Raw genomic sequence first — 26930 nt, forward strand, 5'->3', positions numbered from 1 at the left:
CGAGCGGAACGCGGGTCCGCAGATGTCGCGAGTACCTGGCTACTGACGGGTAGTTCCGATACCTTCGAAGGACCCCGCACGGACGGAGTCCTGATGTTCGCACTCAAGACCGCTCCCGCACGGACCTTCCTGCGCCGGGCGCAGGAGATCGCCAAACCGGTCGCCCGCTGGAGCATCGGCCACGCGATCCCCCGGGTCGCCCTGCGGGCCGCGGCGCGGCGGGGCGACCTCCAAGGCAGGCTGTCCGTCGAGGCGAGCGGCGGAGCGGACCTGACCGGGCTGTTCGACGAGATCCGCGCGCACGGCGACATCGCCACCACCCGGGTGGGGCACGTGACCACGCGACATCCGGCGTGCAAGGAGATCCTCACCAGCGACGCGTTCAAATCCGTGCGGTTCGTCCCGGACAACCCGGTGCTCAACCGGCTCGTCGCCTGGTCCGAGTCCGGGCTGATCCACCCGATCGAACCGCCGTCGCTGCTGGCGAGCGAACCGCCCGACCACACGCGCTACCGGAAGCTGGTCACCCGCGTCTTCACCGCCCGCGCGGTCGAACAGCTGCGGCAGCGCACGCAGGCGATCTCCGACGAACTGCTCGACGGCCTCGACCCGGCGAGCCCCGTCGACCTCGTCGAACAGTACTGCGGTCTCTTGCCGGTCACCGTGATCAGCCAGATCCTCGGTGTCCCACCGGAAGAACGCGACAAGGTGCTCGCGCTCGGCGGAGCAGCGGCGCCGAGTCTCGACCTCGGCCTGCCGTGGCGGACCTTCCGGACGGTCGAAGCCACGTTGGCCGAGTTCGACTCGTGGCTCACCGTGCACCTGGAGAGGCTGCGGGCGAATCCCGGCGACAACCTGCTCAGCAAGCTGATCGCCGCCCGCGAGGACGGCGTCGGCCTGACCGAGCGGGAACTCAAAGCCACCGCGGGACTGGTGCTCGCGGCCGGCTTCGAAACGACCGTCAACCTCCTCGGAAACGGCATCGCCCTGCTCACCCGGCACCCGGACGAACTCTCGAAACTGCGCGGGAATCCGGATCTGTGGAGCAACGCCGTCGACGAGATCCTCCGCTACGACCCGCCCGTCCTGCTCACCGGCAGGCTGTGCGCGCGGGACACCGAGATCGGCGGGAAGCCGATCGGCCGCGGCGCGATCGTCAGCACGGTGCTCGCCGGCGCCAACCGGGACCCGGAGATCTTCGACGCCCCTTCGGTTTTCGACGTCGAGCGGGCGAACGCGCGGGATCACGTGTCGTTCGGCGCCGGACGGCATTACTGTCTCGGCGCTTCACTGGCGAGGATGGAAGGGGAGGTCGGGCTGCGGTCGATCTTCGAGCGGTTCCCGGACCTTCGGCTCCTGGGCGGGGCGCGGCGGCGGCAGACCCGGATCCTGCGCGGTTTCGAGACGCTTCCCGCCGCGCTCACCTAAATCAGCGAGAGGGCGGTCGCGGGACCTTCGCTGTCACTAGTCGGCTCAGCCGTCACTGCACCATGGTGCCCCGAATGTGGCGTTGGGGACGGTGAACGTCCCCAACGCCACATTGGCAGCATCCAGTCTCGGCTGGATCAGGCGTTCGAGTTGTAGTACGCGTTGCAGGTTTGGCTCGCGGAGCCGATCACTTCGGCCTTGGCCCACTGCCCGCGATTCGCGGTCTTCTTGCTTTGCCTGGAGCCCAAAATGGCGGTCGCGCTGTGGCGCCTGCTGGGGTGCAGATAGTGCGAGTAGCACTTCTTCTGCCCGCTTCCCGCCGACTCGGTGCCGTAGCACCACGTGCCGCCGCTGACATTCTGGCAAGTGAACGGCACCGAGTCGCCCTTCAGGACCACACCGCCGACGCCCGGGGACGTCAGGACCACGGAGACACCCTCTGCCGAGTCGGCGGAGGCCATCGGAGCCACCGCGAACAGGCTCGCGAAGACCAAGCTCGACCCCAGTACCGCTCCTGTCAAAATCTTCATGACGCTCCTTCACAATCGTGATGAATTGCATTCGGCGAGACACCGCGCCGCACGGAATTCGATCATCCGATACCCCGTTCGGATCGAATCGAAAATGGCACTCACGGGTGCCTGATCGATCGATGTCCCCCACTCACGGAAGGTGAACCGCGAGAATGCGACGCCAATACTACGACGGCCTGAGAAAGGCGGAAAGTATCTTCATCCTGCCGAAAACACGCTGGCCAGAGGCCGATTTCCGGACTCTCGGGTGCAGTCGGACCGATCTGCGACACATCCGCCACATGATCGATCACCGGCGGGCTTCGACGAGCGCGGTGGCAACGATCATGTTTTCCGCAGTAGCTTCGAAGACGGGGGGAGGAACAGGGGATGCTGCGAATCCATTTCACACTCGAGGATCTGGCCCGTATCCGGATAGCGCGGCGCCCGGATCCGATGTGGGAGGTCCTGATGAGTGCGTATTTGTTGCGCAAACCCCGGGCCGAGATGGTGTTGGGCGGCTGGAGAGACCAGACCCGGAGAAGGCTGCCGCCGTCCGCGCGGCCGCTGCTGGACCTGGTTCCCGCGTCAGGATCCTCGCCCGACTTCCTGACCCCGCCGTGCGGGGGCACCCTGTCCGAGGGCATCGACACGCTGCTGAGCACGCCACGTTCCCGGTTGACGGCCGACTTCGCGCACCTGGCACAGGAACGGCCGCTCCCTTCCTGGACCGTCGATCTCGCGGAAGGAAGACCGCCCGCGTTGCGGATGGTCGGCCACGCCCTGCGGGAGTATTTCCACACCTGCCTCGCCCCGCATTGGGACGCGATCGCCACCGCCGTGCGACACGATCACACCCGCCGCGCCCAGCTCATGGCCGACCAAGGCGTCGAAGCAGTCCTGAATACCCTGAGCCCCGCGGCGACGTGGCGCTTTCCCTTGCTGAGCATCGATTATCTCTTCGACCACGACGTCCGCCTCGACGGCAGAGGCCTGCTGCTGCAGCCGGTGGTCTTCGGCCGTGGCCCCAACCCCACTACCCTCATCGACCCGGCGCTTCCCCCAGTGCTGGTCTATTCCGTGCCCCTCGCCCTCGGCGCCATCACCCCGGCGGAACCGGCACGCCGACCTGCCGGCGATCCGATCGTCCCCCTGCTCGGGACCACCCGCACCCGCGTCCTGCGCGCTCTTGACAACACCGACGCCACCACCACCGAACTGGCCCGCCGGGCCGCCACACCGCTACCCACCGCCAGTCGCCACGCCACCGCGCTCCGCGACGCCAACCTGATCACCAGTCACCGCCACAAGAACATGATGATCCACGCGATCACCCCGCTCGGCACCGCGTTACTCCACGGACGACAACCGCGCCTGAACTGACAAGCGCCGGTCGCCGACGCTCCTACGAACTCCTCGCCGGGCTCATGGCTCGTACGAACAGGTCGGCCAACTCCCGCGCGTAGCCGGCCACATCGGTCTCGGGCCTCGTCAGCAACTCGGCCGGGGCCGCCTCCATCGCGGCGATGACCGACACGGCCATCACCCGCGGCGAGAACTCCCGCAACTCCCCCAGCCGCTGCCCCTCGCGGAACATGTCCTCCATTTCGGCCAGCGTCTTCGCACTCTGTTCCTCGAACCAGCTCCGCGCGGCCTCGGCATCCCTTGACGCCGAAGCGATCTGGCCGAGGGCGATGAGCTCCTTCGGCCGCTCCGCGAAGTAGAACACGAAGCCTTCGATCAGGGAGCGCACCGCGGCGGCGTGACTCTCGGCCTCCTCGGCCCGCGCGCTCAGCGCCTTGTCCATCGATGTGTGCACGGTCTGCATGACCTGCAACATCAGCTCTTCACGTTTGGCGAAGTGGTACGTGATCAGGCCGGGACTGATCCCCGCGCGCCGCGCGATCTGTACGAAGGACGCCTTCGCGTAGCCGATCTCGGCGATGGTCTCGACGGCCGCCGAGATGATCTGCCCGCGCCGGGCCTCCTCGATGAACGAGCGCCTCCCCTGGTCGCTCGACTCATTTTCTGGTTGCATGACCAGTAGCCTAGTCGAGTAACTAGCAAGGGGGAAGTCGTGATCAGCAGGAAGACGTTCTTGAAATCCGTCGCGGGAGCGGCGGCGGTCGCCGGCCTCGGCGAAGGCGTGGCCGAGGCGGCGACAGGCGGCCCGCGCCGGCTTCGGGGAGGGGTCGCCTACGACACCGGGGTCCTGCACGCGGCGGGCGATCCGCTGAGCCGGGTGCGCTGGAGCCGCCGGCAGGTGGAGCAGGAGATCCGCGTGGTCGCCGAAGGCCTTCGCTGCCCGTCCGTCACCGCGTTCGGCTCCGAGATCGGCAGGCTCGCCGAAACGACGGCCGCCGCGCTGGGGCACGGGATGGAGGTGTACGTCCAGCCGAGGCTCTACGACCACCCACAGGACGAGGTCCTCGAGCACCTGGCCGAATCCGCGCGGCAGGCCGAAAGGCAGCGCGACGGTGACGACGTCAAGTTCGTCGCCGGCTGCGAGCACCTCCTCTTCACGCCGGGCATCGTGCCGGGCGCGACCTTCCAGGAGCGGATCGCGAACCTGGGCACGATCCCGCCCGAGGAATGGCCGAAGATCATGGAACGGCTGACCGACTTCCTCGCGAGGGCGGCCGACGTCGCCCGCCGGAACTTCCGCGGCCGGATCACCTACGCCGCGCTCGGCGGCGCGGAGCAGGTCGACTGGACTCTTTTCGACATCGTCGGAATCGACTACTACCCGTACTTCGCCACCGATGCGGAGTACGCAAAGGACCTCGCCCAGTTCCGGAAGTGGAACAAACCCGTGACGGTGCTGGAATTCGGCGCGTGTACCTTCACCGGCGCCGCTCAGGCGGGCGGGATGGGCTGGGACATCGTCGACCGCGACCAGGACCCGCCTCGGATCAAGCCGGGCCATGTGCGGGACGAGCGCGAACAGGCCGACCACATCGTCCGCCTGCTGCGCGTGTTCGGCGCGGCGGGGATCCAGGGCGCGCACGTGTACACGTTCATCGCGCCGGGCCAGCCGCATCATCCGTCCCGGCCGGAGTACGACTACGACATGGCGTCGTACGGCCTGGTGAAGACACTGCGCGAACAGCACCACGACGAGGAGTCACCGTACCGGTTCGAGCCCAAGCGATCTTTCGTGGCGATGGCCCGGCACAACCGCTGACAAGCGGGCATTTTTACCGAACCAGCTCGGGAAACCGGTCAGTAACCTCGCCCTGGTGACCACTCCGGAGCGCCACGGCAAGGAAGCCCCGGAGTTGCCCGCCTTCACCGTCATCGGGTGCATGATGGGCTTTTTCATGACCGTGCTGGTCCTGATCGGCCCGGGCCTGCTCTGGATCAGCACCCACTTCGACCCCGGTGACGACGATCGCCTGGTCGTCGTCACCATGGGCGTGGTGTTCACGATCGGCGGGCTGGGCACCGTCGGCTCGCACCTCTGGCAGAACGCCAGGGCCCGCGGGACCCACCGCGCGCTCGACCGGACGGGAGTCCGCGCGAACGCCGAAGTCGTGTCCAGTACGCGGATCTGGGTCGACGAGGTGAGCACTCCCACGGACGACGTCGACCTCGTCGTCACCGGTCCGGGAGTGACTCCGTTCAGTGCACGGGTCCTCACCGAAGACGTCGGCCGCTACGAAACGGGCACGGTGGTGCCCGTCGACGTGGACCCTCGGACCCTCCTGTTCCGCCTCGCCGACTGATCCACGACACGACCTCGTCGCGATCATTGCCCGACAGCATCGTATCGCTTATCGTATATGAAATTCACCCCCCGATGCTGCGAGGTGACCTCGTGACCACCGCCACCGCCGACCCGACCACCACCACGGTCGCGCGAGATTTCACGGATTTCCGCACGGTGGTGTCGCACTCCTTCGTGCCGCTGCACGTGACGAGCGAACACCGGGACCACTTCCGCGGCCGTATCCGCTCGTGCGGCGCCGACGACGTCCAACTGACCGAGGTGACCGCCTCGGCGCACGTCGTCGAACGGACGCCCGAGCTCATCGCCAGGGCGGACAGGCACTACTACAAGCTGAGCCTGATCCTTTCCGGGACCGGGCTCCTGATCCAGGACAACCGCGAGGCGATGCTGCGCCCCGGTGACGTGGCGTTGTACGACACGCACCGCCCGTATTCCCTGGCGTTCGAAGAGGATTTCCGCACGCTCGTGGTGATGTTCCCGCAGCGGCTCATCGATCTCCCCCGCGACCTGGTCGGCCAGCTGACAGCGGTCCCGATGTCGGGCAAGCGCGGCATGGGCAACGTGGTGGTGCCCTTCCTCGCGCAACTCGGCAGCAACCTCGACCAGCTCGGCGGGCCGGCCGGTGTCCGGCTCGCGCATACGGCGGTCGATCTGCTCGCCACGCTGTTCGCCAGCGAACTCGACCTCGCCCGCGCGACGGCCGGGCCGCACCACGAGCTGATGCGCCGCGTCCTCGCCTTCATCGACACGAACCTCTCCTCCACCGACCTCGGCCCGGCGCAGATCGCCGCCGAGCACTACATCTCCACCCGGCATCTGCACGGCCTCTTCCACGAACAGGGCACGACCGTCTCGGGCTGGATCCGCACCCGCCGCTTGGAACACTGCCGTCGTGAATTATTGGACCCTGTGCACGCTTCCCGGCCAGTCGCCGCCATCGCGGCGAAGTGGGGTTTCGTCGACGCGCCGCATTTCAGCCGGGTGTTCAAGACGGAATTCGGCTGCTCGCCGAGCGAACTGCGCCGCGGCTTGACCGTGAGCGATCGGTTGTTGCCGCCCAGCGCGTGACAGCTGGCCCTGCCAGGGCGGTCGCCTCGACGATGACCGCATGCCCGAAGCACCCGAGGAACAGTGGCGCACGTATGACGAGTTCGCCGCCGGAATAGCCACCTACCGCCTGCCGAACGCGGACCTGTCGGGACGCGAGTTCACCGTCACCCTCGACGACGGGACGACGCTCGCGCTGCGGTTCGAGGACGCTGAAACCGTCACCTGCAACGGCATCAAGGATCCGTACGACGCGGTCGCCGTCCGGGAAGACGTCTTCTTCGTCAATCTCCCCCATTCCAGCGTGGAAGGTGAAGCACTCACCGTCGTCTTCTCCACGACGACGCATCGCGCGCTCGCCGTGCGCTCGGTGATCGGCGCCGAGGACGTCGAAGGCGTTCCCCGTGTCTCCCAGACGTTCTGGTCCGGCACCACCGACGCGGGCACGGCGACCGGCGAGGAACCGGGACCGTCGCGCGACCTGATCGGCAAGCGCAACGTCTACCGCTACAGCCCGGAACACCTCTACGAACACGTGTACGTGTCGTCGCAGCGCTATGCGTGGCAATGCCTCGAAGGCGTGCAGCGCGGCCATGGTGACATGGACCTGTCGACGGTGTGGAAGTTCCAGGACGGGCTCTACCTGTTCTGCTTCCGCGAATTCCGCATCGCCGTGGCCAGTGTGTGGCTGCACGACCTCGGCTACGCGCTGAAGACCACCGGCGTCTTCCTCGGCCTGACCGGCGACGGCCGGTCGGAACACTCCCGCGCGGGCGGGCACATCTACCCGCTCGGCTCGGTCGCCTACCCCGACGCTCAACCGGTCTGACCACCCACAAGCGCAGCCGCGGTTCACCAGAGACATCAGGGAGCTTGAATGTCCAATTCAGACATCATCGCCGCGCACTACGCCGCGAGCGACCGGGGCGATCTGCCGGGCATGCTGGCCCCGCTCGGTCCCGAGACCACCTGGACGGAGGCGGCCGGATTCCCCTACGCCGGCACCTACACCGGCCCGGACGAGGTCAAGGAGAAGGTCTTCGGCGCGATCGCGAACGACTGGGAGGGCTACGGTTTCTCACTCGATGAGCTCGCCGACGCGGGTGACACGGTGATCGGCATCGGCACCTACCAGGGCAAGCACCGCGAGACCGGTCGCTCGTTCACCGCCCGCGTCGCGCATGTGTGGAAGTTCGACGGCGGCAAGGTCACCTCGTTCGAGCAGATCGTCGACTCCGTCCCCGTCGTCAACGCCGCGAACGATTCGGCGGGCCGGTGAAGCCCGCGCGGCGCCTGGTCGCCCTCGCCGCCGTCGTCCTGCTCGCCACCGCGGGCTGCGCGGGAGCCGAAAGCGGTTCGAGCGGGCCGATCAAGGTCGGCTCGGTCAACGCGCTCAGCGGCGCGGCCACCTTCCCCGAAGCCTCCCAGGCGGCCAAGGCGGTCTTCGACGCGGCCAACGCGAGCGGCGGCGTGAACGGAAGACAGATCGAGTACAAGGCCCTCGACGACAAGGGGGACCCGGCGGCCGCGGCGGCCGCCGCTCGCGAGGTCGTCGGCCGTGACGAGGCGGTGGCCCTGGTCGGGTCGTCCAGCCTCATCGAGTGCGAGATCAACAACAAGTACTACGAGCAGCAGAAGATCCTGTCCATCCAGGGCGTCGGCGTCGACCCGGCGTGTTTCACCAGCCCCAACATCGCCCCGGCCAACGTCGGCCCGTACCACGACATGACGCTGACCCTGCTCTACGGCTCGGAAACGTTGAAGCTGAACGACATCTGCGCGCTGCTGGAGATCGCGGGCAACACGCTGCCCTCGTACCAGGCTGCCATCGACGAGTGGTCGGCCATCACCGGCAAGAAGCTCAAGTACCTCGACGCGACCGTGCCCTACGGCGGTTCCGACTACACCTCCTACATCGTCAAGGCCCGCAACGCCGGGTGCAAGGCGATCACGGTGAACCCGGTCGAGCCGGATTCCATCGGCCAGCTCAAGGCCGCCGCGGCGCAGGGCTGGAACGACGTCACCTGGCTGCTGCTGACCAGCGTCTACAGCGAGAACTACGCCAAGGCCATCACCAACGCCGGTGCCGGGGTGTACGTGCCCGCCGAGTTCTACCCGTTCACCGACTCGACCAGCCCGCAGAACAAGGACTGGCGCGAGCTGATGACGAAGAACAACATCCCGCTGACCTCGTTCAGCCAGGGCGGTTACCTGGCGGCGAAGTACTTCCTCGACGTCGTCAAGGGGATCAAGGGTGACGTCACGCGCGAGTCGGTGACCAAGGCGCTGCGCGAGATGCAGCCGATCACCGATCCGATGGTCGGCACGCCGTACGTCTTCGGGCCGGGCAAGACCCATCACGACAACACCGCGGGCTGGCCGATCAAGCTCGCCTCCGGCACCAACAAATGGGAGCTCGTCGCCGACGACTGGCTGCGGATTCCCAAGAAGTAACAGGAGGATTCGATGCTGCAGGGAGCGCTGGCAGGCTTGGCCGCCGGCGGACTGTACGCGGTGTTGGCGGTGTGCCTGACGCTGATGTCGCGGCTGGTGCGGGTGGTGAACTTCGCCCAGTCGGCCACCGGGATGTTCGGCTGTTATGTGGCGGTGTTCCTGTCCGTCGATCTGGGCCTGCCGATATGGCTCGCCACCATCGCCGGGATCCTGCTCGGCGGCGCGCTGAGCGCGCTGCTCGGCTGGATCGTGTCCACCTGGCTCGCCGAGGCGGACACCGGCACCCGCTCGGCGGTCACCGTCGCGGTGCTGCTCCTGCTGATCTCGTTGTCGTTCATCCTGTTCGGCAACAAACCGCAGCCGTTCCACCCGATCCTCGACGGTCCGGCGGTCACCGTCGGCGGCGTGGTGATCAGCCAGGTCACCGTGGTCACCGTCGCGCTGGCCGTCCTGGTGGCGGTGGCCAGCCGGATCGTGCTGAGCCGGACCCCGGCGGGGGTCCAGCTCAGGGCGCTGTCCGAACGCCCGACGACGGCGGAGCTGCTGGGCATCCCGGCGAAACGGCTCAGCATCGCGGTCTGGGCGGTCACCGGCGTGGTCAGCACGCTGGTCATCTCGATCGTCGCGCCGTCGCAGTCGAACGACGCGACGTCGCTGGCGATGCTGGTGGTCCCCGCGTCCGCGGCGGCCCTGCTCGGCGGGTTCCGCCGTCTCGACCTCGCGGTCGCGGGCGGACTGGGCCTCGGCCTGATCCAAGGCGCGGCCGCGCAGGTCGACGGCCTTTCGGTGGTGCGGTACTTCCTGCCGTTCGTCGTGATCGTCGCGCTGCTGCTCTGGTCGCAGCGCAAGGAGGTGTGGGATGCGGCTCGCTGAACGTGGGATACGCGCCGGGATCCCGTTCGTGGTCGCCGTCGTGGCGATCGCGGTGGGATTCGGCCTGAGCGTCGGGCTCGACGGGTACTTCGTGTACCTCGGTATGAGCGCCGTCGTCGCCGGGATCTCGTTGCTCGGGCTGGGCGTGGTCACCGGCAGCGCGGGGATGATCTCCCTGTGCCAGCTGACCTTCGGCGCCGTCGGCGCCTGGGTGGTGTCGGCGCTGAACGAGGCGCAGGCGCCCGGCGGGTTCCTCACCTGGCTGCTGCTCGGCGGTCTCGCCGCCGGGGCGGTCGGGGTGCTCGTCGGGCTCCCGGCGTTGCGGCTGCGCGGGATCAACCTCGCCGTCGTCACGCTGGGGCTCGCCGCCGCGGCCGACCTCGCGCTGGTCCAGCTGCAGTTCCCCGGTGTCTCCGGCGGGATCTCGGTCGAACGGCCGGACGCCTTCTCCGACGACCGGTCCTACTTCCAGCTCGCCGTCGTGGTGCTGGTGCTGTGCTGCCTGGCCGTGTACTTCCTGCGCCGCGGGCGCTGGGGCAGCGCGTGGCAGGCGGTGGCGTTCTCCGAACGCGGCACGGCGGCCGCCGGCACGAGCGTGCGGACGTCGAAGCTGACCGCGTTCGCGGTGAGCGCCACCCTCGGTGGGATCAGCGGCGGCCTGCTGACCGGGCAGGTCGGGCTCGCCTTCCCGGCCAGTTTCACCGCGATCCAGTCGCTGGCGCTCTACGTGCTGGCGATCATGTCGGGCGCGCATCTGATCGACATGGCCGTGTTCGGCGCGGTGCTGTGGGTCGGGGTGCCGGAACTGCTGAAGCGCTGGGGAATCCCGCAGGACTGGGGATTCGTGGTGTTCGGCGTGCTCGGCGTGCAGGCGCTGGCCGGTGGCGGGAACCTGGGGACCACGGTGCGGCAGGTGTGGTACCGGCGGTCCAAAAAGGAACCCGCGAAACTCGACCTCGCGGCCGGGACCGTGGAGATCGAGTCCGTGGCGCCCGGTCCGCCGGTGCTCACCGTGCGCGGGCTGAGCGTGAACTTCGGGCACGTGGCCGCCCTGTCCTCAGTGGACATCGCGGTGCCGGAACACGGGGTGCTCGGTGTCATCGGGCCCAACGGCGCGGGCAAGTCGACGCTGGTCGACGCGATCAGCGGATTCCTGCCCAACGCCGAGGGTTCAGTGGAATTGGGCGGCAAGCCGCTGACCGGGTCGCCGTCGAACCGGGCTCGCGCCGGGTTGCGGCGGACGTTCCAGCAGGACCGCGTGCCGCCGGGACTGACGGTCGGGGCGTACCTGAAGTTCCTCGCCCGGCGCCGGCTCACCGCCGACGAGATCGGCGAGGCCTTGGACTTCTTCGGCTGCCCCGCCGCCCGCACCCCGCTGTCGCAAGTGGACGTCGGCGCGCGCAGGCTGGTCGAGGTCGTCGGGCATCTGTTGGCGCGGCCGCGGGTTCTGCTGCTCGACGAGCCGGCCGCCGGACTCCCGCACGAAGAGCACGTCGCGTTCGGGGAACGGCTGCGGCAGGTCCCCGCGCGGTTCGGGGTGTCGGTGCTGCTCATCGAGCACGACCTCGACCTGGTTCGCTCGGTCTGCGACACGATCACCGTCCTCGACTTCGGCAGTGTGCTGGCCTCCGGCCCCCAGGCCGAGGTGCTCGCGGATCCGGCCGTGCTCAAGGCGTACATGGGTGAAACGGAGATGCTGTGAACGCGTTGCGGATAGCGGGACTGACGGTCACCCGCGGTGCCGGGCCGGTGATCCGGGACGTCGACCTCACCCTGGAGCCGGGCCGGATCACCGCGCTCGTCGGCCCCAACGGCGCGGGGAAGACCAGCCTCCTCGAAGCCGTCTCCGGCGTGGTGCCCGCCGCGTCGGGGACCGTCCACATCGGACCGGACGAGATCACGAAGCAGTCGCGGGTCTCCCGTGCCCGCCGAGGTCTGGCGCATATCGAACAGGGTCGCGCGGTGTTCGGTGGGCTGACCGTGCTGGAGAACCTGATGCTGACCGCGCGCACCCGCGCGCGGGCCGACGAACTTTTCGAGCTTTTCCCCGAGCTGGAGAAACGCCGCGATTCGCCGGCGGCCCTGCTCAGCGGGGGCGAGCAGCAGATGGTGGTGCTGGCCCGCGCCTTCGCCGCGCGGCCGTCGTTCCTGCTGATCGACGAGATGTCGCTGGGGCTCGCGCCGGTGGTGTTCACGCGACTGCTGCCGATGGTGACGCGGTTCGCCGAGGAGGGGGCGGCGATCCTGCTGGTCGAGCAGTTCACGCATCTGGCTCTCAGGGTGGCGAGCGATGCTCTGGTGGTGTCTTCGGGGCGGGTCACCTATGCGGGTTCCGCTCAGGACCTGCTGGACTCCCCCGGCACGCTGCACTCGGCCTACCTCGGCGAATCCTGACGCGCGCAAGTCCGTGAAGGCCTCCTTGAGGGACTCTGGGTCCCTCAAGGAGGCCTTCACGGCCTGGTGGGACGCCCTGCCCGATGTCCCCGCCAGCCAGGTCGCGAAAGCCACTTTGGGGACATCAGACGTCCCGAAAGTGGCTTTCGCGACACGCCCAGCCTCCCCAGTACCGGGGAGGGTCACTCGACAGTCCGTGAAAGCCTCCTTGCCTACCCTCAAGGTAGGGAAGGGGGCCTTCACGCGCGTCTAGCGGCTAAGAACCCATACCCGCCCGTTCGAAGGCCAGCGTCGGCAGGTCGACAGCGTGCGCGCCGCCATCCGCCACGATCACCGCACCGGTGATGTACGACGACTCCGCAGACCCCAGGAACCGCACGATCGACGCGATCTCCTCCGGCTCGGCGGGACGGCGCAGCGGGACCTCGGCGGTCACGCGGCGGTATCCCTCGGCGTGTCCGCCGTCGAAGCCCGCGGCCTCGGCGAACTGGTCCATCTCGCCGTCCGCCATCGGAGTGCGCACCCAGCCGGGGCAGACCGCGTTCGCGCGGACACCCTTCGGCCCGTAGTCGCGGGCGATCGAGCGGGTCAGCCCGATCAGCGCGTGCTTGGCGACGGTGTAGCCGGCGACGTTCGGCCCGGCGAACAGCCCGGCCAGTGACGACACGATCACCACCTGACCGCCGGATTCGACCAGCGACGGCAGCGTGGCCCGGCAGAACACGAAGGCGCTGGAGAGGTTGGAGCGCAGCGCCAGTTCCCATTCCTCGTCGCCGGTGTCGACCACCGAAGACAGGCCGTGCCCGCCGGCGTTGGCCACCACGACGTCCAGCCTGCCGAACTTGCCGACGATCTCCGCCGCCGCGCTCTCGGCGGCTTCGCGATCGCTGGCGTCGCACGCGATGACGTGCGCGCCGGTTTCGGCGGCCACCTTTTCCAGCGGTTCGAGCCGCCGTCCGAGCACCACCACCTGGGCACCCTCGTCGGCGTAACGGCGGGCGACCGCGGCACCGATACCGGTACCGCCACCCGTGATCGCGACAACCTTCTTCACCAGCGGAGTCCTTTCTAAGCGGGAAAACCGGAGCGGGCCGAGACGCCGAAGTCGGCGAGCACGGCCTGGCCGTTGACAGCCCGCGAACGCGCGGACGCGAGATGGAGCACCTGCCAGGCGACTTCGTCAGGAGCCTGCACCGGGAACGCGGGATCGTCGAGCACCTCGCCGAGATCACCGCGCGCCATCGGGGTGTCGACCACCGACGGGCAGACGCAGTTCACCCGGACGCCGGGGAGATCGACCGCGAGCGCCCTGGTCATCGCGACCACGGCACCCTTCGAGGCGCAGTAGGGCACCATGCCGGGCGCGCTGGTGAACGCCGAGTCGCTGGCCAGCAGCACGACCGAGCCGTTCGACGCGGCGAGCCACGGCGCGGCGTGTTTGACCAGCAGGAACTGGCCGGTGACGTTGACGGCCATGAGCGCGGCGAAGTCCTCCGCCGAGGTTTCGGTGACCGGCGTCCCCACCGGGCCGGAGATCCCGGCGCAGCCGACGACGACGTCGAGCCCGCCGAACCGGCCGGCCACCGCGTCGACAGCGGCCACCACCGACGGCTCATCGGTCACGTCGGCGTGCACGGCCAGGAGGCCGTCCGCGAGCGTGGGCACGGGTGCCCGGTCGAGGGCGCCGACCCGCGCGCCCTCGGCCAGGAACGCCTCGACGCAGGCAAGGCCGATACCGGACGCCGCGCCGGTCACCAGCACGGCCTTGCCCGCGAGCTCCAGTCCCATGGCGCCATCCTGCGGTCCGGACCTTTCACGGCGGTTGGCCGTCAGTGCATCCTTCTTGTCGAAAGCGGCATGACGGCCTCGCGGTCTTTTCACCCGGGGGCGAAGAGGCAAGACTGCGAAGCATGACCAGGCCGCATCCGCTCGACCCGTTGACCGCCGACGAACTCACCGCAGGCCGGGCGATCCTGGCCGACGAGGGCCAGTTGACCGCGACCACGCGGTTCCCGTCGGTCCTGCCGGTCGAGCCGGAAAAGGGCGACGCCGCCCCCGACCGGCGCGTCCAGTACACGCTGCTGGACACCGCGACCGGGCACGCTCGCGACGTGGTCGTTTCGCTGGCGAAACGCGAAGTGCTCTCCACCGTGGACTGCGGCGACGGCCAGCCCGCGTACCTGTTCGAGGAGTACGACCTCGCCGCGTCGATCACCAAGGCGTCGCCGGAATGGCGGGCCGCGATGGAGCGGCGCGGGCTGGCCGACCGGATCGAGCACGCCTTCTGCGCTCCTCTGGCGCCCGGGTTCTTCGGTCGCCCCGACGAGACCGGCCGCGTCATCCGCTCGCTGACGTTCCTGCGCGACGACGAGTCCGACAGCCCGTGGGCGCATCCGGTCGAAGGCCTGATCGTGCACATCAACCTGACCGAGCAGCGGGTGCTGCGGGTCGAGGACGAGGGCGACGTGCCCGTCCCGCCGGAACACGGCCGCTACGGCGACGTGCCGGCCCGGACCACGCTCAAGCCGATCGAGATCACTCAGCCCGAGGGGCCGAGTTTCACCGTCGACGGCAACGAGGTCACCTGGGAAGGCTGGAAACTCCGCGTCGGCTTCAACGCCCGCGAAGGACTGACGCTGCACCAGATCAGCTTCCAGGACCGGTCGGTGCTGCACCGTGCGTCGGTACCGGAGATGGTGGTGCCGTACGGGGACACCGCGCCCGGCCGGTTCTGGATCAGCTACTTCGACGCGGGCGAGTACCTGCTCGGCAAGAACGGCAACGACCTGCGGCTGGGTTGCGACTGCCTCGGTGTCATCCACTACTTCCCCGCGTTCGTCGCCGACGACCACGGTCACCCGGTCGAGATCCCGCGCGCGATCTGCATGCACGAGGAGGACTACGGGATCCTGTGGAAGCACACGGATCTCGACGGCCGCGCCGAGGTCCGCCGCTCGCGGCGGCTGGTGATCTCGTCGATCTCCACCATCGGCAACTACGACTACGGCTTCTTCTGGTACCTCTACCTCGACGGCACCGTGGAATTGGAGGCGAAGGCCACCGGAATCGTGTTCGCCGGCGCCGCGCCCGCGGGCACGAAACACCCGCACGCCAATGAGATCGCGCCCGGCCTGTTCGCGCCGGTGCACCAGCACCTGTTCTGCGCGCGGCTGGACGTGGCGATCGACGGCGAACGCAACTCGCTCGTCGAGGTCGACGTCGAACGGGTGCCGATGGGTGAGCAGAACCCGTACGGGAACGCTTTCACCTGGAAGGAAACCCCGCTGCGGACCGAGCTGGAAGCGCGGCGGCACGCGGATCCGGCCAAGGCGCGTGTCTGGGAGATCCGCAGCGCGGAGCGGACCAACCGGCTCGGCACGCCCACCGCGTACCAGCTGGTCCCCCGGCCGTCCGCGACGCTGATGGCGCAGCCGGAATCGACCGTCCACCAGCGGGCGACGTTCGCCACCCGGCACCTGTGGGCGACGCCGTACCGCGCCGACGAACGCTTCCCGGCGGGCGACCGGCCGAACGCGCATCCCGGCGGGGCGGGACTGCCCGCCTGGACCGCCGCCGACCGGGACCTGACCGACACCGACCTCGTGCTGTGGCACGTGTTCGGCCCGACCCACATCCCGCGCCCGGAGGACTGGCCGGTCATGCCTGTCGACTACTCCGGTTTCTCCTTGCGCCCCTACGGCTTCCTGGACCGAAACCCGGCCCTCGACCTGCCGTCCGGCGCTGCTGACGATCACTGTTCCGCCCACGATCACTAGGACTCCCGCGATGCCCGAACTGACCCTGTCCGACACGTCCACCTGGCTGCCGCTGGACGGCCTCGCCCCCGGTTTCGACGCGAACAAGGCCCCCACGGTCGGCGACCTGCACGGCCGCACCTTCGAACTCGCCTGCGAAGACGGCACCAAGTTCACCGCTGGCTTCTCCGGTACCCGGATCGAATGGACCTACCACGGCACCGGCACCGACCGCTGCGAGACGTTCCTGGTCGACGACGACCTGTACTACGTCCAGTTCCACCCGCAGGCCCGGCAGGAAGAGGCGTTCACCCTCCTGCTCGACCTGCGCCGCGGCCGCGCGCTGCTCGTGCTGAGCAAGATCGGCGACACCTCGCCGCGGGTCACGCAGCAGTTCGTGGCCGCCACGATCGGGGGGATCGAGCCCAGCGGCGAGTCGCTGGCCCCGACCACGTCCCTGGTCGGGCGCCGGGTGCTGTGGGTGTACAGCACCGAACACGCCTACGAGCACGTGTACCTCAGCCCGCACTGGTACACCTGGCAGTGCCTGGCCGGACCGGAGAGGGGACTCGCGGACACCGACGAGAACTCGGTCTACGAACTGCGGCCGGGCATCTACGTCTTCGCCTGGCGGGAGAAGGTGATCCCGTGCGCTTCCGTGACCGTCGCCGACCACCGTGACGCGAAGCGGCTGCGCTCGCACGGTGTCCTTTTCGGACTGGACGCCACCGGGAACACTCCGACCCACTTCACCTTCGGCGCGCACGGCAAGCTGCTGAGCACCACCGTGCACCCCGAGGCTTACGACCCCGCCGGGAGCTGAGCCTTGACCGCCGACCTCATCCTCACCAACGCCACGGTGTACACAGTGGACGGTGCCCGGCCCTGGGCGTCGTCACTGGCGATCAAGGACGGCCGGGTGCTGTCCCTGGAGGACATCGAACGGGGGCCGAACACCGAGGTCGTCGACCTCGACGGCGCGTTCGTGATGCCCGGCCTGGTCGATGTGCACAACCACCACGCCCTCGCCGGGCGCGCGGCCCTGTTCGAACTGAACTTCGGCCTCGACGCGGGCCTGGACGACATCCTCGCGGCGGTCCGCTCGTGGGCCGCGAACCTCGGACCGGACGAATGGGTGGTCGGGGGCGCCTGGGCGTCCACTCTGGTCAGCACCCTTTCGAGGTCTTCGGCCCGGCACGCGCTCGACGAGGCCGCCGGTGGACGTCCGGTCATGCTCTCGGACGACAGCAGGCACAACCGCTGGGTCAGCAGCCGGGCCCTGGAACTGGCGGGCGTCACGGACACGACGCCCGATCCGACGGGCGGTGAGATCGTCCGCGACCCCGCGACCGGCGAGCCTGTCGGCGTCCTGCTCGAGGCCGCCGGTGTCGCCGTCGAGCGGGCGCTCAGCGAGACGCGGACACTTTCCGCGGATCAGCACATTGCGGCATCGCGGCACGGTATCGGCACGCTGCATTCGTACGGGGTCACCGCGTTCCAGGACGCCGGCGTCTCCGCGGACATCCTGGGCGCGCTGAAGTCGCTCGACGACGCGGGCGAACTGCACGCGTGGGTCGTGTCGTCCCTGCTGATCAACGACCCGATCTTCGGCTTCGACCCGATCGGCGCGCCGCTGCTGGAGGTCGCCGGGCAGTACCGGAGCGAGCACCACCGGCCGGACTTCGTGAAGATCTTCCTCGACGGCGTGCCGCCGACCCGTACCGCCGCCTTCCTGGAGCCGTACCTGCCGGACGCCGCACACGGCGCCTGTCATCACGGCGCGACCACCATGCCGGGCGACGAACTCGCGGGCTGGCTGCGCACCGCGGCCGCGGCGGGGCTCTCGGCCAAGGTCCACTGCACCGGGGACGCGTCGGTGCGCGCCACGCTGGACGCCGTCGAAAAGGTCCGCGGCGAGGGGTTCACCGAAGCGCGGTTCCAGGTCGCGCACGGCCAGTTCGTCCACCCCGACGACCTCCCGCGTTTCGCCTCGCTGGGTGTCGCCGCGGACATCTCGCCGTTCCTGTGGGTCCCCGGGGTCATCCCGGCGGCCATCGCCGAGGTGCTGCCCGATGAGCGGGCCGGGCGGATGCAGCCGAACCGGTCACTGCTGGACGAAGGCGCGCTGGTCGCGGGCGGTTCCGACTGGCCGGTCAGCGAGTCCCCGAACGCGTGGGAGGGCATCCACGGCCTCGTCACCCGCCAGGACCCGACCGGCACGTTCCCCGGGGCGCTCTGGCCGGAGCAGGCGATCACCCTGGCCGAAGCCGTCGAGGTCTTCACGCTCGCCGCCGCCCGCGCCATGGGGCTGGGCGACGTCACGGGCTCGCTGGTGCCCGGGAAGTCTGCCGATTTCGTCGTCCTGGACCGCGATCCGTTCAAAACCGATCCGTCCGCGCTCGTCAAGACAAAGGTGACGCAAACGTGGTTCGCCGGGCACCGCGTGTATCACCGCGCCTGATCTCCTACACTGGTAGAAGAACCAGTGCGGGAGGTCTGCCGATGCCGAAGATCATCGACCACGACGAGCGGCGCAGCCACATCGTCGACGTCACCTGGGATTTGATCACCCAGGGCGGGATCGAGGCCGCCACCATGCGCGAAATCGCGGCGGCCGCAGGCTTCGCCAACGGTGCGCTCAAGCTGTACTTCCCGAGCAAGGAAGACATCATCCAGGCCACCTACGAACGCGCGCTCGGCATGATGCGCGAGTACGTGGAACTGGACGAACTACGGGGCCTGACAGCGCTTCGCGAGCTGTGCGTGTCGTCGATGCCGATCGACGAGGACCGCATCGCCGCGGGGCGCGTCCTGCTCACCTTCTGGCAGCTTTCGCTGACCAACCCGAAGCTGCAGGACAAGTACCTCGAGCACATCCGTTCGTGGCGGGGTCTGCTGCACCGGTATCTCACCGAGGGCCGGGAGGACGGCGACATCGTCACCGAGACCCCCGACGAGCAGCTGGTCGACGAGATCGTGCTGATCAACGCCGGGGCGAACGTGATGAGCCTGGTCGCCGGGGAGTTCTCGACGATCGCCTTGCAAGGGCAGCACCTCGAGTCGTTCTTCGCGCGCCTCACCCGCCCCTGACACCGCGTACTCCCGCATTCAGTCCTCTCGATGCGGTAGTACGTAGTGCGAACAACCGGTCCCGCAGGCGCGACTCGCGTGATCAAAGCCGTAACTCGCGTGATTCAGGACGGAACTCGCGTGATTGAAGGCGGAACTCGCGAGTTCCGCCTTCAATCACGCGAGTTCCGCCTTCAAGCACGCGAGATCGGTATGTGCGCACAGCGTTGGCGCCTCTGAGGGTCCCTTCCTCGCGCTGAACGCGGGGAAGGGACCCTCAGAGGACTAAACGCGCCGGTCGAACACCCGGGTGAGGAAGCTCGCCACGTGCTTGTGCGAGCGCGGCGAAGCGGGCAGGTCCGTGTACAGCCCGTAGAAGCCGTGGATCTGCCCCGAGTACCGCGTCATCTCGACCTGGGTCCCGGCGTCGGTCAGACGCCGCGCGAACTCCTCCCCCTCGTCCCGCAGGACGTCGTACTCGGCCGTCAGCACCAGCGCGGGCGGGAGCCCGGTCAGGTTCTCGGCACGCAACGGCAGCAGGTACGGATCGTTCAGCTGCGCCGGGTCCGACACGTACTGCTCGAAGAAGAACCGCATCGCCCCGGCGGTCATGCCGAACCCCTCCGCGAAGTCCGCGTAGGACCGGAAGCCGTCGTCCGGGTGCCCGTAGACCGGGCAGATCAGTACCTGCGCGGCCAGCGGCGGGCCGCTCCGGTCGCGGGACATCATCGAGACCACCGTCGACAGGTTGCCGCCGGCGCTCTCCCCGCCGATCGCGATCCGCCCCGCGTCGACCGCGTCTCCGGCGCCCCCCGCGGCCAGCCATTCGACGACGGTGTAGCAGTCGACCGGGGCCGCCGGGTACGGGTTCTCCGGCGCGAGCCGGTAGTCCACCGCGACGACGGCGACCCCGGCCGCGTTGCACACCGCCCGCGACGCGACCTCGTTCTCGTCGATCGAGCCGATGGTCCAGCCGCCGCCATGGATCCAGACGAACGCCGGCACCGGCGCGGCGACCTCAGGCAGGTAGATCCGCACGCGGACACCGGTCGGCAGGACGTGGTCGGTGACGGAGGCGACCTCTTCGACCGTGTCGGGACGTCGCCACGAGGCGGCGAAAGCGGCTCGCAACTCGGGGGCCGTCAGCGGTCCGGCAGGGGCCTCCTCCGAAGCGCTGCGGGCCAGCAGCTCCTTGACCGCGGGATCGAGGGTCACCGTCACACCGCTTCCGCGACGAGCACCCGCGGGCTGCCCGGCAGCGCGAGCCGGTCGGTGACCCGCCAGCCCGCGTCGGTCAGCCATTCCCGGACCTCGGCCTCCGGGTAGACGACCGTCCCGTCGATCACCAGGTACTCCCCCGCGTGCAGCGCGTCGATCGGCCGCTGGACCGCGTCGTCGTCAAGGAAGAAGTCGAGCAACAGCAGGGTGGCCCCGGACGACGCGGCGGCGCGGGCGTTGCGCAGGATCTCCGCGTTCTGCTTCGCGTCGAAGCGGTGGACGACGTGGTTGACCATCACCAGGTCGAACTCGCCTTCGGGACGCGCGGTCGGCGTCTCCGCCCCGACGACGGTCGCCCTGTCGGCGAGACCCGCCAAGGCCGCCGCCGTGGTGACCGACTCGGTGAAGCCCGGGTCGAAGACGAACGTCGTGTGCAGTTCCTCGTTGGCCTTCATGGCTTCGACCGCGAACGCGCTCGAGAGCCCACCGAGGTCGAGAAGATTTCGATGGGAGCCGAAATCGAACGCGCCGGCCAGCATCTTGGCGTGCAGGGCGTTATACGTCATCACGCCGGACATGAACGTGCCCCAGCGCGCGTCGTCCATCTCCAGTTTGCCGGGTTCGCCGGTGTCGGCGGTGTGGCCGAACTGCAACCAATGGGGGTAGCTGATCGAGTCCAGGAACGTCAGGAACGGCGCCAGGTCCAGGCCCCCGCCGCCGAGATATTCCGCCGCGTCGGCGGCCAGTTCGTAACTTCCGTCCACACGGGACAGCAGGCCGAGTGATGACATGGCGTCACCGAGGATCCGGGTGATCTTCTCCGGTTTACCGGTCTTTTCCGCCAGTTCCGCGGCCGTCAGCGGCCCGTCGGCGAGTGCCGCGAACAGGCCGATCCGGCTCGCCGCGAAGAGTTGCTTGGCCGCCATGTAGCCCACGGCGATGTCCACGATCCGCTCGGGACCGGCAGTGTTGGTCGACCCGCTCACGGGTGCCCTCCTTAAGCTCGTTTCGGCCGAGAGTCTACAGACGTAGACAAAAGAATCCAGTGCAAGTTTTCGCCCACCACCAGGAAAAACCTGCCGGATATCAACTTCCTACATTCGTAGAATATACCCATTGACAGCGCACTCGCCCAGTGTCAACATGCGTAGAACTACCCCCGCCGGAGGCCCGTTCCCCGGCTGTGCGGTCCGCTTCGGGCGGGCTCGGGAAAGGGGATTCATGACCCTGCTCGAATTAAGAGAACTGACCGTCGGCGTCATCGCCGACGAAACCGAACGCGAACTGGTGCGCGAACTTTCGTTCGACCTCGAACAAGGCCGGACACTCTGCGTGGTCGGCGAATCCGGCAGCGGTAAAACGGTGACGGCCTTGTCGATCATCCGGTTGCTGGAGTTCGTCGCGCCGGTGTTCACCCGCGGTGAGATCACCGTCGACGGCGTGGGCCTCACGCGCCTGTCCGCCGACGAGATGCGCGCCTACCGCGGCCCGCGGATCGGGATGATCTTTCAGGAGGCACTGGACTCACTCAACCCGAGTCAACGGGTCGGCAAGCAGCTGATCGAGGCTTATCGCAAGCCTGGTTCCCTGCCGCGCCAGGCCGCGCGCAAGGGCACGCCGTTGCATCGCGAGGCCGACGCGAAGGCTCGCGGCCTGTTGAAGGAGGTCGGCCTCACCGACACCGACCGCGTGCTTTCCCTGTATCCGCACCAGATGTCGGGCGGGATGCAGCAGCGCGTGATGATCGCACTGGCGCTGATGGCCGACCCGAGCCTGCTGATCGCCGACGAGCCGACCACGGCCTTGGACGTGACCACGCAGGCGGAGATCCTCACCCTGTTCGACCGCGTCCGCCGCGACCACGGCACCGCGTGCGTCTTCATCACGCACGACATGGGCGTGGCCGCGCAGGTGGCGGACCGGATCGCGGTGATGTACCGCGGCGAACTGGTCGAACTCGGGTCCAAAGAGGACATTCTGCACGCGCCGAAGCATCCGTACACCAAGGCGCTGCTCGACTGTGTCCCAAAGCTCGGGGTGAGCAGGCGGGACGGCTTCCCCACCATCTCCGAAGCCCTGCTCGAAGCCGCGATGAACGGCGACTCTGCGGTCGCGACAGAGACCAGGACGCTGAACCGCGCCAAGGCCGACAACGCCGGCGAGGGCACCGCGCTCGTCATCGACTCGGTGTCCAAAGTGTACGGACGCCGTGGCCGGTTCTCGCTGAACCGCGAGCCCGAGGTGCACGCGGTCAAGGAAGTCTCACTGGAGATCGCGCCCGGCGAGTTCTTCGGCCTGGTCGGGGAATCCGGTTCGGGCAAGACCACGCTCGGCCGCCTGGTGAGCGCGCTGGAACCGCCCACCGCGGGCACCATCGCCTTCGGTGAGCACCGGTGCACGCCGACCGGGCTCGACGGCGAAGAGCGCGCGTTCCGCCGCCGTGCGCAGCTCATCTTCCAGGACCCGCAGAGTTCGCTCGATCCCCGGCACACCGCCGCCCGGATCATCGCCGAACCCCTGCGGGAGCTCACCGGCCTCCGCGGCGCCGAACTGGACCGCCGGGTCACCGAGCTGATCGACGAGGTCGGTCTCCCCTCGGACACCGCGAAGAAACTGCCGTCGCAACTCTCCGGCGGACAGCGGCAGCGGGTCTCGATCGCCCGCGCGATCGCCGCCGAACCGGACCTCATCGTCGCCGACGAGCCCACCTCCGCGCTCGACGTCTCGGTGCAGGGCCAGGTGATGAACCTGCTGCTCGAACTGAGGCGCACCCGCGCGCTCAGCTTCCTGTTCATCACGCACAACCTCAGCCTGGTGCTCTCGGTCGCCGACCGCGTCGGCGTCATGTACCAGGGCGAACTGATCGAAATCGGCGACCCGGACGAGATCCGGCTCCGCGCCCGGCACGAGTACACCCGCCGTCTTCTCGCGGCGAACCCCGAACTGCCCGCCCACCCCCACACTGGAGTGCGGAACCCATGAGACGAACCCTGACCTCGGCCGCCCTCGGCTTGGCGACCGTCCTGCTGCTCAGCTCGTGTATGGGAGGGCAGGCCGGCGGTGGCGCCGCGGACGGGCCCCCGAAGCCCGGCGGCAACCTCAACGTCGCCGTGCCCACCGACCCGCAGTCCCTCGACATGGTCGCGAACCCCGGCCAGGTGACCGCGCATATCGGCAACATGATGTACGAGAAGCTGTTCGAGGTGGACAAGGGCTTCACCGCCCGGCCCATGCTGGTCGAGGACTTCACCACCAGCCCGGACAGGCTCACCTACACCTTCAAGCTGCGCCAGGGCGTCACCTTCCACGACGGCAACCCGCTGACGTCGGAGGACGTCGTGGCGAGCCTGAAGCGGTGGCAACAGGTGCACCGCACCGGCCAGCTGGTCACCCCGGACATCGAGGCGATCACCCCGGCAGACCCGGCGACGGTGACCATCAAGCTCAAGCAGCCGCGGTACCCGCTGATCAACGAACTCGCCGGCGCGGGCACGGAGATCTACGAGGCGAAGAACCTCACCGGTGTCGCGCCGACCGGTTTCGCCCAGGACAAGGCGATCGGGACCGGGCCGTACAAGCTGAAGAGCTGGGACATCGGCCGTGAACTGGTGCTGGAGCGGTACTCCGGCTACAAGTCCCGGTCCGAAGAGGACTGGGGCGGGCAGGCGGGCGCCAAGCACTCGTACCTGGACACCGTGACCTACAAGGTGGTCTCCGACCAGGACGCGCTGATCAACGGCCTGCAGACCGGGCAGTGGGACCACATCATGCCCACGAACGACCAGTACGAGACGCTGCGCAACAACCCCGCCGTGGTCGTGCACAACCTGCCCGGCGGCAACGACAACGTGGTGATCCCGAACTTCAACACCGGTTCGAAGTTCGCCGACCCCCGTGCTCGCGAGGCGCTGAACCTGTTGCTGGACAAGCCCGCGATCAACGCGGCCACCGGCGGCAGCAAGGACCTCACCCTCGAGACCGGTGCCTTCGCCTCGCCCGACAACAAGCAGTTCTATTCCACCGCGGGTGAAGAGGTCTACAAGAAGCACGACCCCGAGAAGGCCAAGCAGCTGCTGGCCGAGGCCGGGATCACCGCCGGCGCGACGATCCGCATCGTCACCACGAACTCGTACCCGGAGTTCGGCAAGTGGGCCGTGCTGATCCAGGACAGCCTGTCGAAGATCGGCATCAACACCAAGATCGACACCTTCGACTTCGCGACCATGCTCGGCACGCTGACCAAGGAACCGGGCGGCTGGGACATCACCACCCTGTTCTTCGACTCGGCGCTGACCTCGCCCGCGCAGATGCCCGCGCTCACCCTGGGCACGCTGAACGGTTCGACCTCTCCCGAGCTGGACGGGCTCATGGCCGAGTTCAACGCCTCGACGACGCCTGAGCAGGCGAAAACGGTCGTGGACAAGCTGCAGGCGTTCACCTGGAAGCAGCTGTCGGTGATCACCCTGAGCCAGTCCAGGCTGTACGCGGCCTACTCCCCCAAGCTCAAGGGCTACGGCGACTTCTACCGCGTCTTCTGGAACACCTGGCTGGCGTCATGACCGGTCTGCTGCTGCGCAGGCTGCGCGATCTGGCGATCATCCTGGTGATCGTCGGGACGATGATGTTCTTCGTCATCCGGCTGATCCCCGGCGACCCGGCGCAGGCCATCCTCGGCCCGACCGCGCGACCGTCCGATGTGGACGCCCTGCGGGAGAGCATGGGGCTGGACGGGCCCTTGTGGGAGCAGTACCTCAGCTGGGCCGGAAACGTGCTGCAAGGCGACTTCGGCACGTCGATCACCTATCACGCGCCGGTGCTCGGCGTGGTCGCCGACCACATCCTGCCGACGCTGACCCTGGCCGTGCTGTCGACGGTGATCAGCTTCTTCCTCTCGGTCGCGATCACCTCCTGGCAGGCGGTGTCGCCGCGCAATCCGGTGGCCCGCGCGCTGGACCGGCTGTCCGCGCTCGGCATGGCGATGCCGGACTTCTGGATCTCGCTGATGCTCGTGCTGCTGTTCTCGGTGACGCTGCGCTGGTTCCCCTCCAGCGGCTACGAAAACCTGTTCACCGCCCCGGCGACGGCGGTACCCGCGCTGGTGCTGCCGCTGACCGTGCTGGTCATCGGGCAGACCGCGTTGTTCGTGCTCACCCTGCGCGAAAGCCTGCTCGGTGAGCTGCCGCTGGCGTACCTGCGCACCGCGCGGGTCAAGGGGCTGTCCGAGCGGCAGGTCATGACGAAGCATGTCCTGCCGAACGCGTTGATGCCGCTGATCACCCAGCTGGGCAGCAACTTCGCCATGCTGGTCGGCGGGATCGTGATCATCGAGTCCATCTTCGTCGTACCGGGGCTCGGCCATCTGCTGATGGGCGCGGTGTCCACTCGCGACTTCCCGCTGATCCAGGGTGTGACGCTGTTCGTCGCGGTGCTGTTCGTGCTGGTCAACCTGCTGGTAGACCTGTCGTACGCGCTGCTCGACCCGAAGGTGCGTGTCTCGTGAGCGTGGCACTGGTGGAAAGGACGTCTTCGGTGCGGGAGAAACCCCCTGCCGGTCGCGCGGCCAAGGTGTTCCGGCGCAACCGGATGCTGGTGATCAGCACCGTGGTGCTGGCGCTGCTCGTCCTGACGGTGATCGTGCTGCCGTTCTTCCTGCCGAGTGTCAGCGCGACCGACCCCGTCAACCGGCTGCTGCCGCCTTCTGGCGCGCATCTCCTCGGAACCGACTCGTTCGGCCGTGACGTGCTCGCCAGACTGGTCTCCGGTGGGCGGGCGTCGCTCGGGCTGTCCGCCCTGATCACCCTGTGCGCGGCCTTCACCGGTCTGGTGATCGGGCTGATCAGCGGGTTCTTCCGAACGGCCGACGCGGTGCTGATGCGGATCATGGACGCCTGGATGTCGTTCCCGGCGATCATCCTCGCGATGGCGCTGGCGATCTCGCTCGGCGCGAGCATCTGGACCGAACTGATCGCGCTGACGGTGATCTTCACGCCGTTCACCGCCCGCGTCATCCGAAGCCGCGTGCTCGGCATCGCCGGCCGGGCCTACATCGGCGCGGCGCGGGTCTCGGGGATGAGCAAGTGGAAGATCCTTGTCGTGCACGTGTTCCCGAACGTGCTGCCGCTGGCGCTGGTGCAGGTGGTGATCCTGTCCGCGGCGGCGATGCTGGTCGACGGCGCGATGAGCTTCCTCGGTCTCGGCATCGCTCCCCCGACCCCGACCTGGGGCAACATGATCGCCGAAGGCCGGTCGTACCTGGTGCAGGCGCCCTGGCTGGTGATCGCGCCCGGCGTGACGATCATGGTGTGCGTGTTCCTGCTGAACCTCATCGGATCGTCGCTGCGGATCGCCGTCGACGCCCGCGCGCGGACACTGAGCGAGATGCAGCGTCTGCGCACCCGCCGGCCCTCCGGCACCTGAGAAAGGATTCCGTTGTCTGCCACTACTTCTCTG

General features: G+C 68.5%; 25 protein-coding genes. 19 read left to right on the forward strand and 6 right to left on the reverse strand.

Annotated features, from left to right (window positions below; all coding sequences use genetic code 11):
- The first annotated feature begins 93 nt into the window (after positions 1-93).
- Positions 94-1428, forward strand: coding sequence for a cytochrome P450 (locus ACZ6YV_RS17035; RefSeq protein ID WP_465510484.1), 1335 nt, complete (start codon positions 94-96; stop codon positions 1426-1428).
- Between the two features lie 137 nt (positions 1429-1565).
- Here ACZ6YV_RS17035 and ACZ6YV_RS17040 read toward each other — a convergent pair whose 3' ends face one another.
- Positions 1566-1958: a lactococcin 972 family bacteriocin gene (locus ACZ6YV_RS17040; RefSeq protein ID WP_465510485.1), complete on the reverse strand. Its 393-nt coding sequence runs from the start codon at positions 1956-1958 to the stop codon at positions 1566-1568.
- Positions 1959-2411: 453 nt separating this feature from the next.
- Here ACZ6YV_RS17040 and ACZ6YV_RS17045 point away from each other — a divergent pair, with 453 nt between their 5' ends.
- Positions 2412-3323 carry an ArsR/SmtB family transcription factor gene (locus tag ACZ6YV_RS17045; RefSeq protein WP_465510486.1) on the forward strand — a complete coding sequence of 304 codons (912 nt, stop codon included), beginning with the start codon at positions 2412-2414 and terminating at the stop codon, positions 3321-3323.
- 22 nt (positions 3324-3345) lie between these two features.
- Here the strand turns inward: ACZ6YV_RS17045 and ACZ6YV_RS17050 are convergent, their stop codons facing one another.
- Positions 3346-3978 (reverse strand): TetR/AcrR family transcriptional regulator, encoded by a 633-nt coding sequence (locus tag ACZ6YV_RS17050; protein WP_465510487.1) that lies wholly within the window; start codon positions 3976-3978, stop codon positions 3346-3348.
- Between the two features lie 39 nt (positions 3979-4017).
- On the opposite strand from ACZ6YV_RS17050, the gene ACZ6YV_RS17055 reads away from it, so the two are divergent.
- The 9 genes from ACZ6YV_RS17055 (at position 4018) to ACZ6YV_RS17095 (ending at position 12438) form a co-directional block, all read left to right on the forward strand.
- Positions 4018-5124, forward strand: a complete 1107-nt coding sequence (locus ACZ6YV_RS17055) for an abortive phage infection protein (protein WP_465510488.1) — start codon at positions 4018-4020, stop codon at positions 5122-5124.
- Positions 5125-5179: 55 nt separating this feature from the next.
- Positions 5180-5665, forward strand: coding sequence for a hypothetical protein (locus tag ACZ6YV_RS17060; RefSeq protein WP_465510489.1), 486 nt, complete (start codon positions 5180-5182; stop codon positions 5663-5665).
- Positions 5666-5739: 74 nt separating this feature from the next.
- On the forward strand, positions 5740-6738 hold the full coding sequence (locus ACZ6YV_RS17065) for an AraC-like ligand-binding domain-containing protein (protein ID WP_039917793.1): 999 nt from the start codon (positions 5740-5742) through the stop codon (positions 6736-6738).
- Positions 6739-6778: 40 nt separating this feature from the next.
- Positions 6779-7546, forward strand: a complete 768-nt coding sequence (locus ACZ6YV_RS17070) for a MoaF C-terminal domain-containing protein (RefSeq protein WP_465510490.1) — start codon at positions 6779-6781, stop codon at positions 7544-7546.
- 48 nt (positions 7547-7594) lie between these two features.
- On the forward strand, positions 7595-7996 hold the full coding sequence (locus ACZ6YV_RS17075; RefSeq protein ID WP_465510491.1) for a nuclear transport factor 2 family protein: 402 nt from the start codon (positions 7595-7597) through the stop codon (positions 7994-7996).
- Positions 7993-9171, forward strand: a complete 1179-nt coding sequence (locus ACZ6YV_RS17080; protein ID WP_465510492.1) for an ABC transporter substrate-binding protein — start codon at positions 7993-7995, stop codon at positions 9169-9171. The genes ACZ6YV_RS17075 and ACZ6YV_RS17080 overlap by 4 nt, the downstream gene beginning before the upstream one ends.
- A gap of 12 nt (positions 9172-9183) precedes the next feature.
- On the forward strand, positions 9184-10044 hold the full coding sequence (locus tag ACZ6YV_RS17085) for an ABC transporter permease subunit (RefSeq protein WP_465510493.1): 861 nt from the start codon (positions 9184-9186) through the stop codon (positions 10042-10044).
- On the forward strand, positions 10031-11746 hold the full coding sequence (locus ACZ6YV_RS17090) for a branched-chain amino acid ABC transporter ATP-binding protein/permease (protein ID WP_465510494.1): 1716 nt from the start codon (positions 10031-10033) through the stop codon (positions 11744-11746). Before ACZ6YV_RS17085 ends, ACZ6YV_RS17090 begins: the two co-directional genes overlap by 14 nt.
- Complete coding sequence (locus ACZ6YV_RS17095; RefSeq protein WP_465510495.1) at positions 11743-12438, forward strand: ABC transporter ATP-binding protein; 696 nt, start codon at positions 11743-11745, stop codon at positions 12436-12438. Before ACZ6YV_RS17090 ends, ACZ6YV_RS17095 begins: the two co-directional genes overlap by 4 nt.
- Before the next feature lie 256 nt (positions 12439-12694).
- On the opposite strand, the gene ACZ6YV_RS17100 is transcribed toward ACZ6YV_RS17095, so the two are convergent.
- Together ACZ6YV_RS17100 and ACZ6YV_RS17105 are read right to left on the reverse strand one after the other, a co-directional pair.
- Complete coding sequence (locus ACZ6YV_RS17100; protein ID WP_465510496.1) at positions 12695-13492, reverse strand: SDR family NAD(P)-dependent oxidoreductase; 798 nt, start codon at positions 13490-13492, stop codon at positions 12695-12697.
- Positions 13493-13506: 14 nt separating this feature from the next.
- The gene (locus ACZ6YV_RS17105; RefSeq protein ID WP_465510497.1) at positions 13507-14226 is read right to left on the reverse strand and encodes an SDR family NAD(P)-dependent oxidoreductase; all 720 of its coding nucleotides are present in this window, start codon (positions 14224-14226) and stop codon (positions 13507-13509) included.
- A gap of 122 nt (positions 14227-14348) precedes the next feature.
- Between ACZ6YV_RS17105 and ACZ6YV_RS17110 the strand changes: the two genes are divergently transcribed.
- The 4 genes from ACZ6YV_RS17110 to ACZ6YV_RS17125 are packed head-to-tail and all read left to right on the forward strand — an operon-like array spanning position 14349 to position 19283.
- Complete coding sequence (locus ACZ6YV_RS17110; protein ID WP_465510498.1) at positions 14349-16214, forward strand: primary-amine oxidase; 1866 nt, start codon at positions 14349-14351, stop codon at positions 16212-16214.
- A gap of 10 nt (positions 16215-16224) precedes the next feature.
- Positions 16225-17016, forward strand: a complete 792-nt coding sequence (locus ACZ6YV_RS17115) for a molybdenum cofactor biosynthesis F family protein (RefSeq protein WP_465510499.1) — start codon at positions 16225-16227, stop codon at positions 17014-17016.
- Positions 17017-17019: 3 nt separating this feature from the next.
- Positions 17020-18654, forward strand: a complete 1635-nt coding sequence (locus tag ACZ6YV_RS17120; RefSeq protein WP_465510500.1) for an amidohydrolase — start codon at positions 17020-17022, stop codon at positions 18652-18654.
- A gap of 41 nt (positions 18655-18695) precedes the next feature.
- A complete protein-coding gene (locus ACZ6YV_RS17125) occupies positions 18696-19283 on the forward strand; it encodes a TetR/AcrR family transcriptional regulator (RefSeq protein WP_465510501.1) in 588 nt (195 codons plus the stop codon).
- Positions 19284-19547: 264 nt separating this feature from the next.
- On the opposite strand, the gene ACZ6YV_RS17130 is transcribed toward ACZ6YV_RS17125, so the two are convergent.
- Positions 19548-20483 (reverse strand): alpha/beta hydrolase, encoded by a 936-nt coding sequence (locus tag ACZ6YV_RS17130; protein WP_465510502.1) that lies wholly within the window; start codon positions 20481-20483, stop codon positions 19548-19550.
- Positions 20480-21466 carry a methyltransferase gene (locus ACZ6YV_RS17135; protein WP_465510503.1) on the reverse strand — a complete coding sequence of 329 codons (987 nt, stop codon included), beginning with the start codon at positions 21464-21466 and terminating at the stop codon, positions 20480-20482. Before ACZ6YV_RS17135 ends, ACZ6YV_RS17130 begins: the two co-directional genes overlap by 4 nt.
- 235 nt (positions 21467-21701) lie before the next feature.
- Between ACZ6YV_RS17135 and ACZ6YV_RS17140 the strand changes: the two genes are divergently transcribed.
- Genes ACZ6YV_RS17140 through ACZ6YV_RS17155 form a run of 4 tightly spaced genes read left to right on the forward strand, consistent with a single transcriptional unit; the run spans position 21702 to position 26897 of the window.
- Positions 21702-23462 carry a dipeptide ABC transporter ATP-binding protein gene (locus ACZ6YV_RS17140; RefSeq protein WP_465510504.1) on the forward strand — a complete coding sequence of 587 codons (1761 nt, stop codon included), beginning with the start codon at positions 21702-21704 and terminating at the stop codon, positions 23460-23462.
- A complete protein-coding gene (locus ACZ6YV_RS17145; RefSeq protein WP_465510505.1) occupies positions 23459-25039 on the forward strand; it encodes an ABC transporter substrate-binding protein in 1581 nt (526 codons plus the stop codon). Before ACZ6YV_RS17140 ends, ACZ6YV_RS17145 begins: the two co-directional genes overlap by 4 nt.
- Positions 25036-25980: an ABC transporter permease gene (locus ACZ6YV_RS17150; protein ID WP_465510506.1), complete on the forward strand. Its 945-nt coding sequence runs from the start codon at positions 25036-25038 to the stop codon at positions 25978-25980. Before ACZ6YV_RS17145 ends, ACZ6YV_RS17150 begins: the two co-directional genes overlap by 4 nt.
- Positions 25977-26897, forward strand: coding sequence for an ABC transporter permease (locus ACZ6YV_RS17155; protein ID WP_465510507.1), 921 nt, complete (start codon positions 25977-25979; stop codon positions 26895-26897). The genes ACZ6YV_RS17150 and ACZ6YV_RS17155 overlap by 4 nt, the downstream gene beginning before the upstream one ends.
- Positions 26898-26930: the final 33 nt, after the last annotated feature.

The sequence above is a fragment of the Amycolatopsis sp. NPDC102522 genome (assembly GCF_055584485.1).

Excerpts from the sequence above, each read along its gene's own strand:
- ACZ6YV_RS17090 (WP_465510494.1), top strand. The coding sequence starts at position 10,031 with ATGCGGCTCGCTGAACGTGGGATACGCGCCGGGATCCCGTTCGTGGTC.
- ACZ6YV_RS17065 (WP_039917793.1), top strand. The coding sequence starts at position 5,740 with ATGCTGCGAGGTGACCTCGTGACCACCGCCACCGCCGACCCGACCACC.
- ACZ6YV_RS17145 (WP_465510505.1), top strand. The coding sequence starts at position 23,459 with ATGAGACGAACCCTGACCTCGGCCGCCCTCGGCTTGGCGACCGTCCTG.
- ACZ6YV_RS17110 (WP_465510498.1), top strand. The coding sequence starts at position 14,349 with ATGACCAGGCCGCATCCGCTCGACCCGTTGACCGCCGACGAACTCACC.
- ACZ6YV_RS17040 (WP_465510485.1), bottom strand. The coding sequence starts at position 1,958 with ATGAAGATTTTGACAGGAGCGGTACTGGGGTCGAGCTTGGTCTTCGCG.
- ACZ6YV_RS17075 (WP_465510491.1), top strand. The coding sequence starts at position 7,595 with ATGTCCAATTCAGACATCATCGCCGCGCACTACGCCGCGAGCGACCGG.
- ACZ6YV_RS17140 (WP_465510504.1), top strand. The coding sequence starts at position 21,702 with ATGACCCTGCTCGAATTAAGAGAACTGACCGTCGGCGTCATCGCCGAC.
- ACZ6YV_RS17035 (WP_465510484.1), top strand. The coding sequence starts at position 94 with ATGTTCGCACTCAAGACCGCTCCCGCACGGACCTTCCTGCGCCGGGCG.
- ACZ6YV_RS17070 (WP_465510490.1), top strand. The coding sequence starts at position 6,779 with ATGCCCGAAGCACCCGAGGAACAGTGGCGCACGTATGACGAGTTCGCC.
- ACZ6YV_RS17115 (WP_465510499.1), top strand. The coding sequence starts at position 16,225 with ATGCCCGAACTGACCCTGTCCGACACGTCCACCTGGCTGCCGCTGGAC.
- ACZ6YV_RS17085 (WP_465510493.1), top strand. The coding sequence starts at position 9,184 with ATGCTGCAGGGAGCGCTGGCAGGCTTGGCCGCCGGCGGACTGTACGCG.
- ACZ6YV_RS17050 (WP_465510487.1), bottom strand. The coding sequence starts at position 3,978 with ATGCAACCAGAAAATGAGTCGAGCGACCAGGGGAGGCGCTCGTTCATC.
- ACZ6YV_RS17045 (WP_465510486.1), top strand. The coding sequence starts at position 2,412 with ATGAGTGCGTATTTGTTGCGCAAACCCCGGGCCGAGATGGTGTTGGGC.
- ACZ6YV_RS17105 (WP_465510497.1), bottom strand. The coding sequence starts at position 14,226 with ATGGGACTGGAGCTCGCGGGCAAGGCCGTGCTGGTGACCGGCGCGGCG.
- ACZ6YV_RS17150 (WP_465510506.1), top strand. The coding sequence starts at position 25,036 with ATGACCGGTCTGCTGCTGCGCAGGCTGCGCGATCTGGCGATCATCCTG.
- ACZ6YV_RS17125 (WP_465510501.1), top strand. The coding sequence starts at position 18,696 with ATGCCGAAGATCATCGACCACGACGAGCGGCGCAGCCACATCGTCGAC.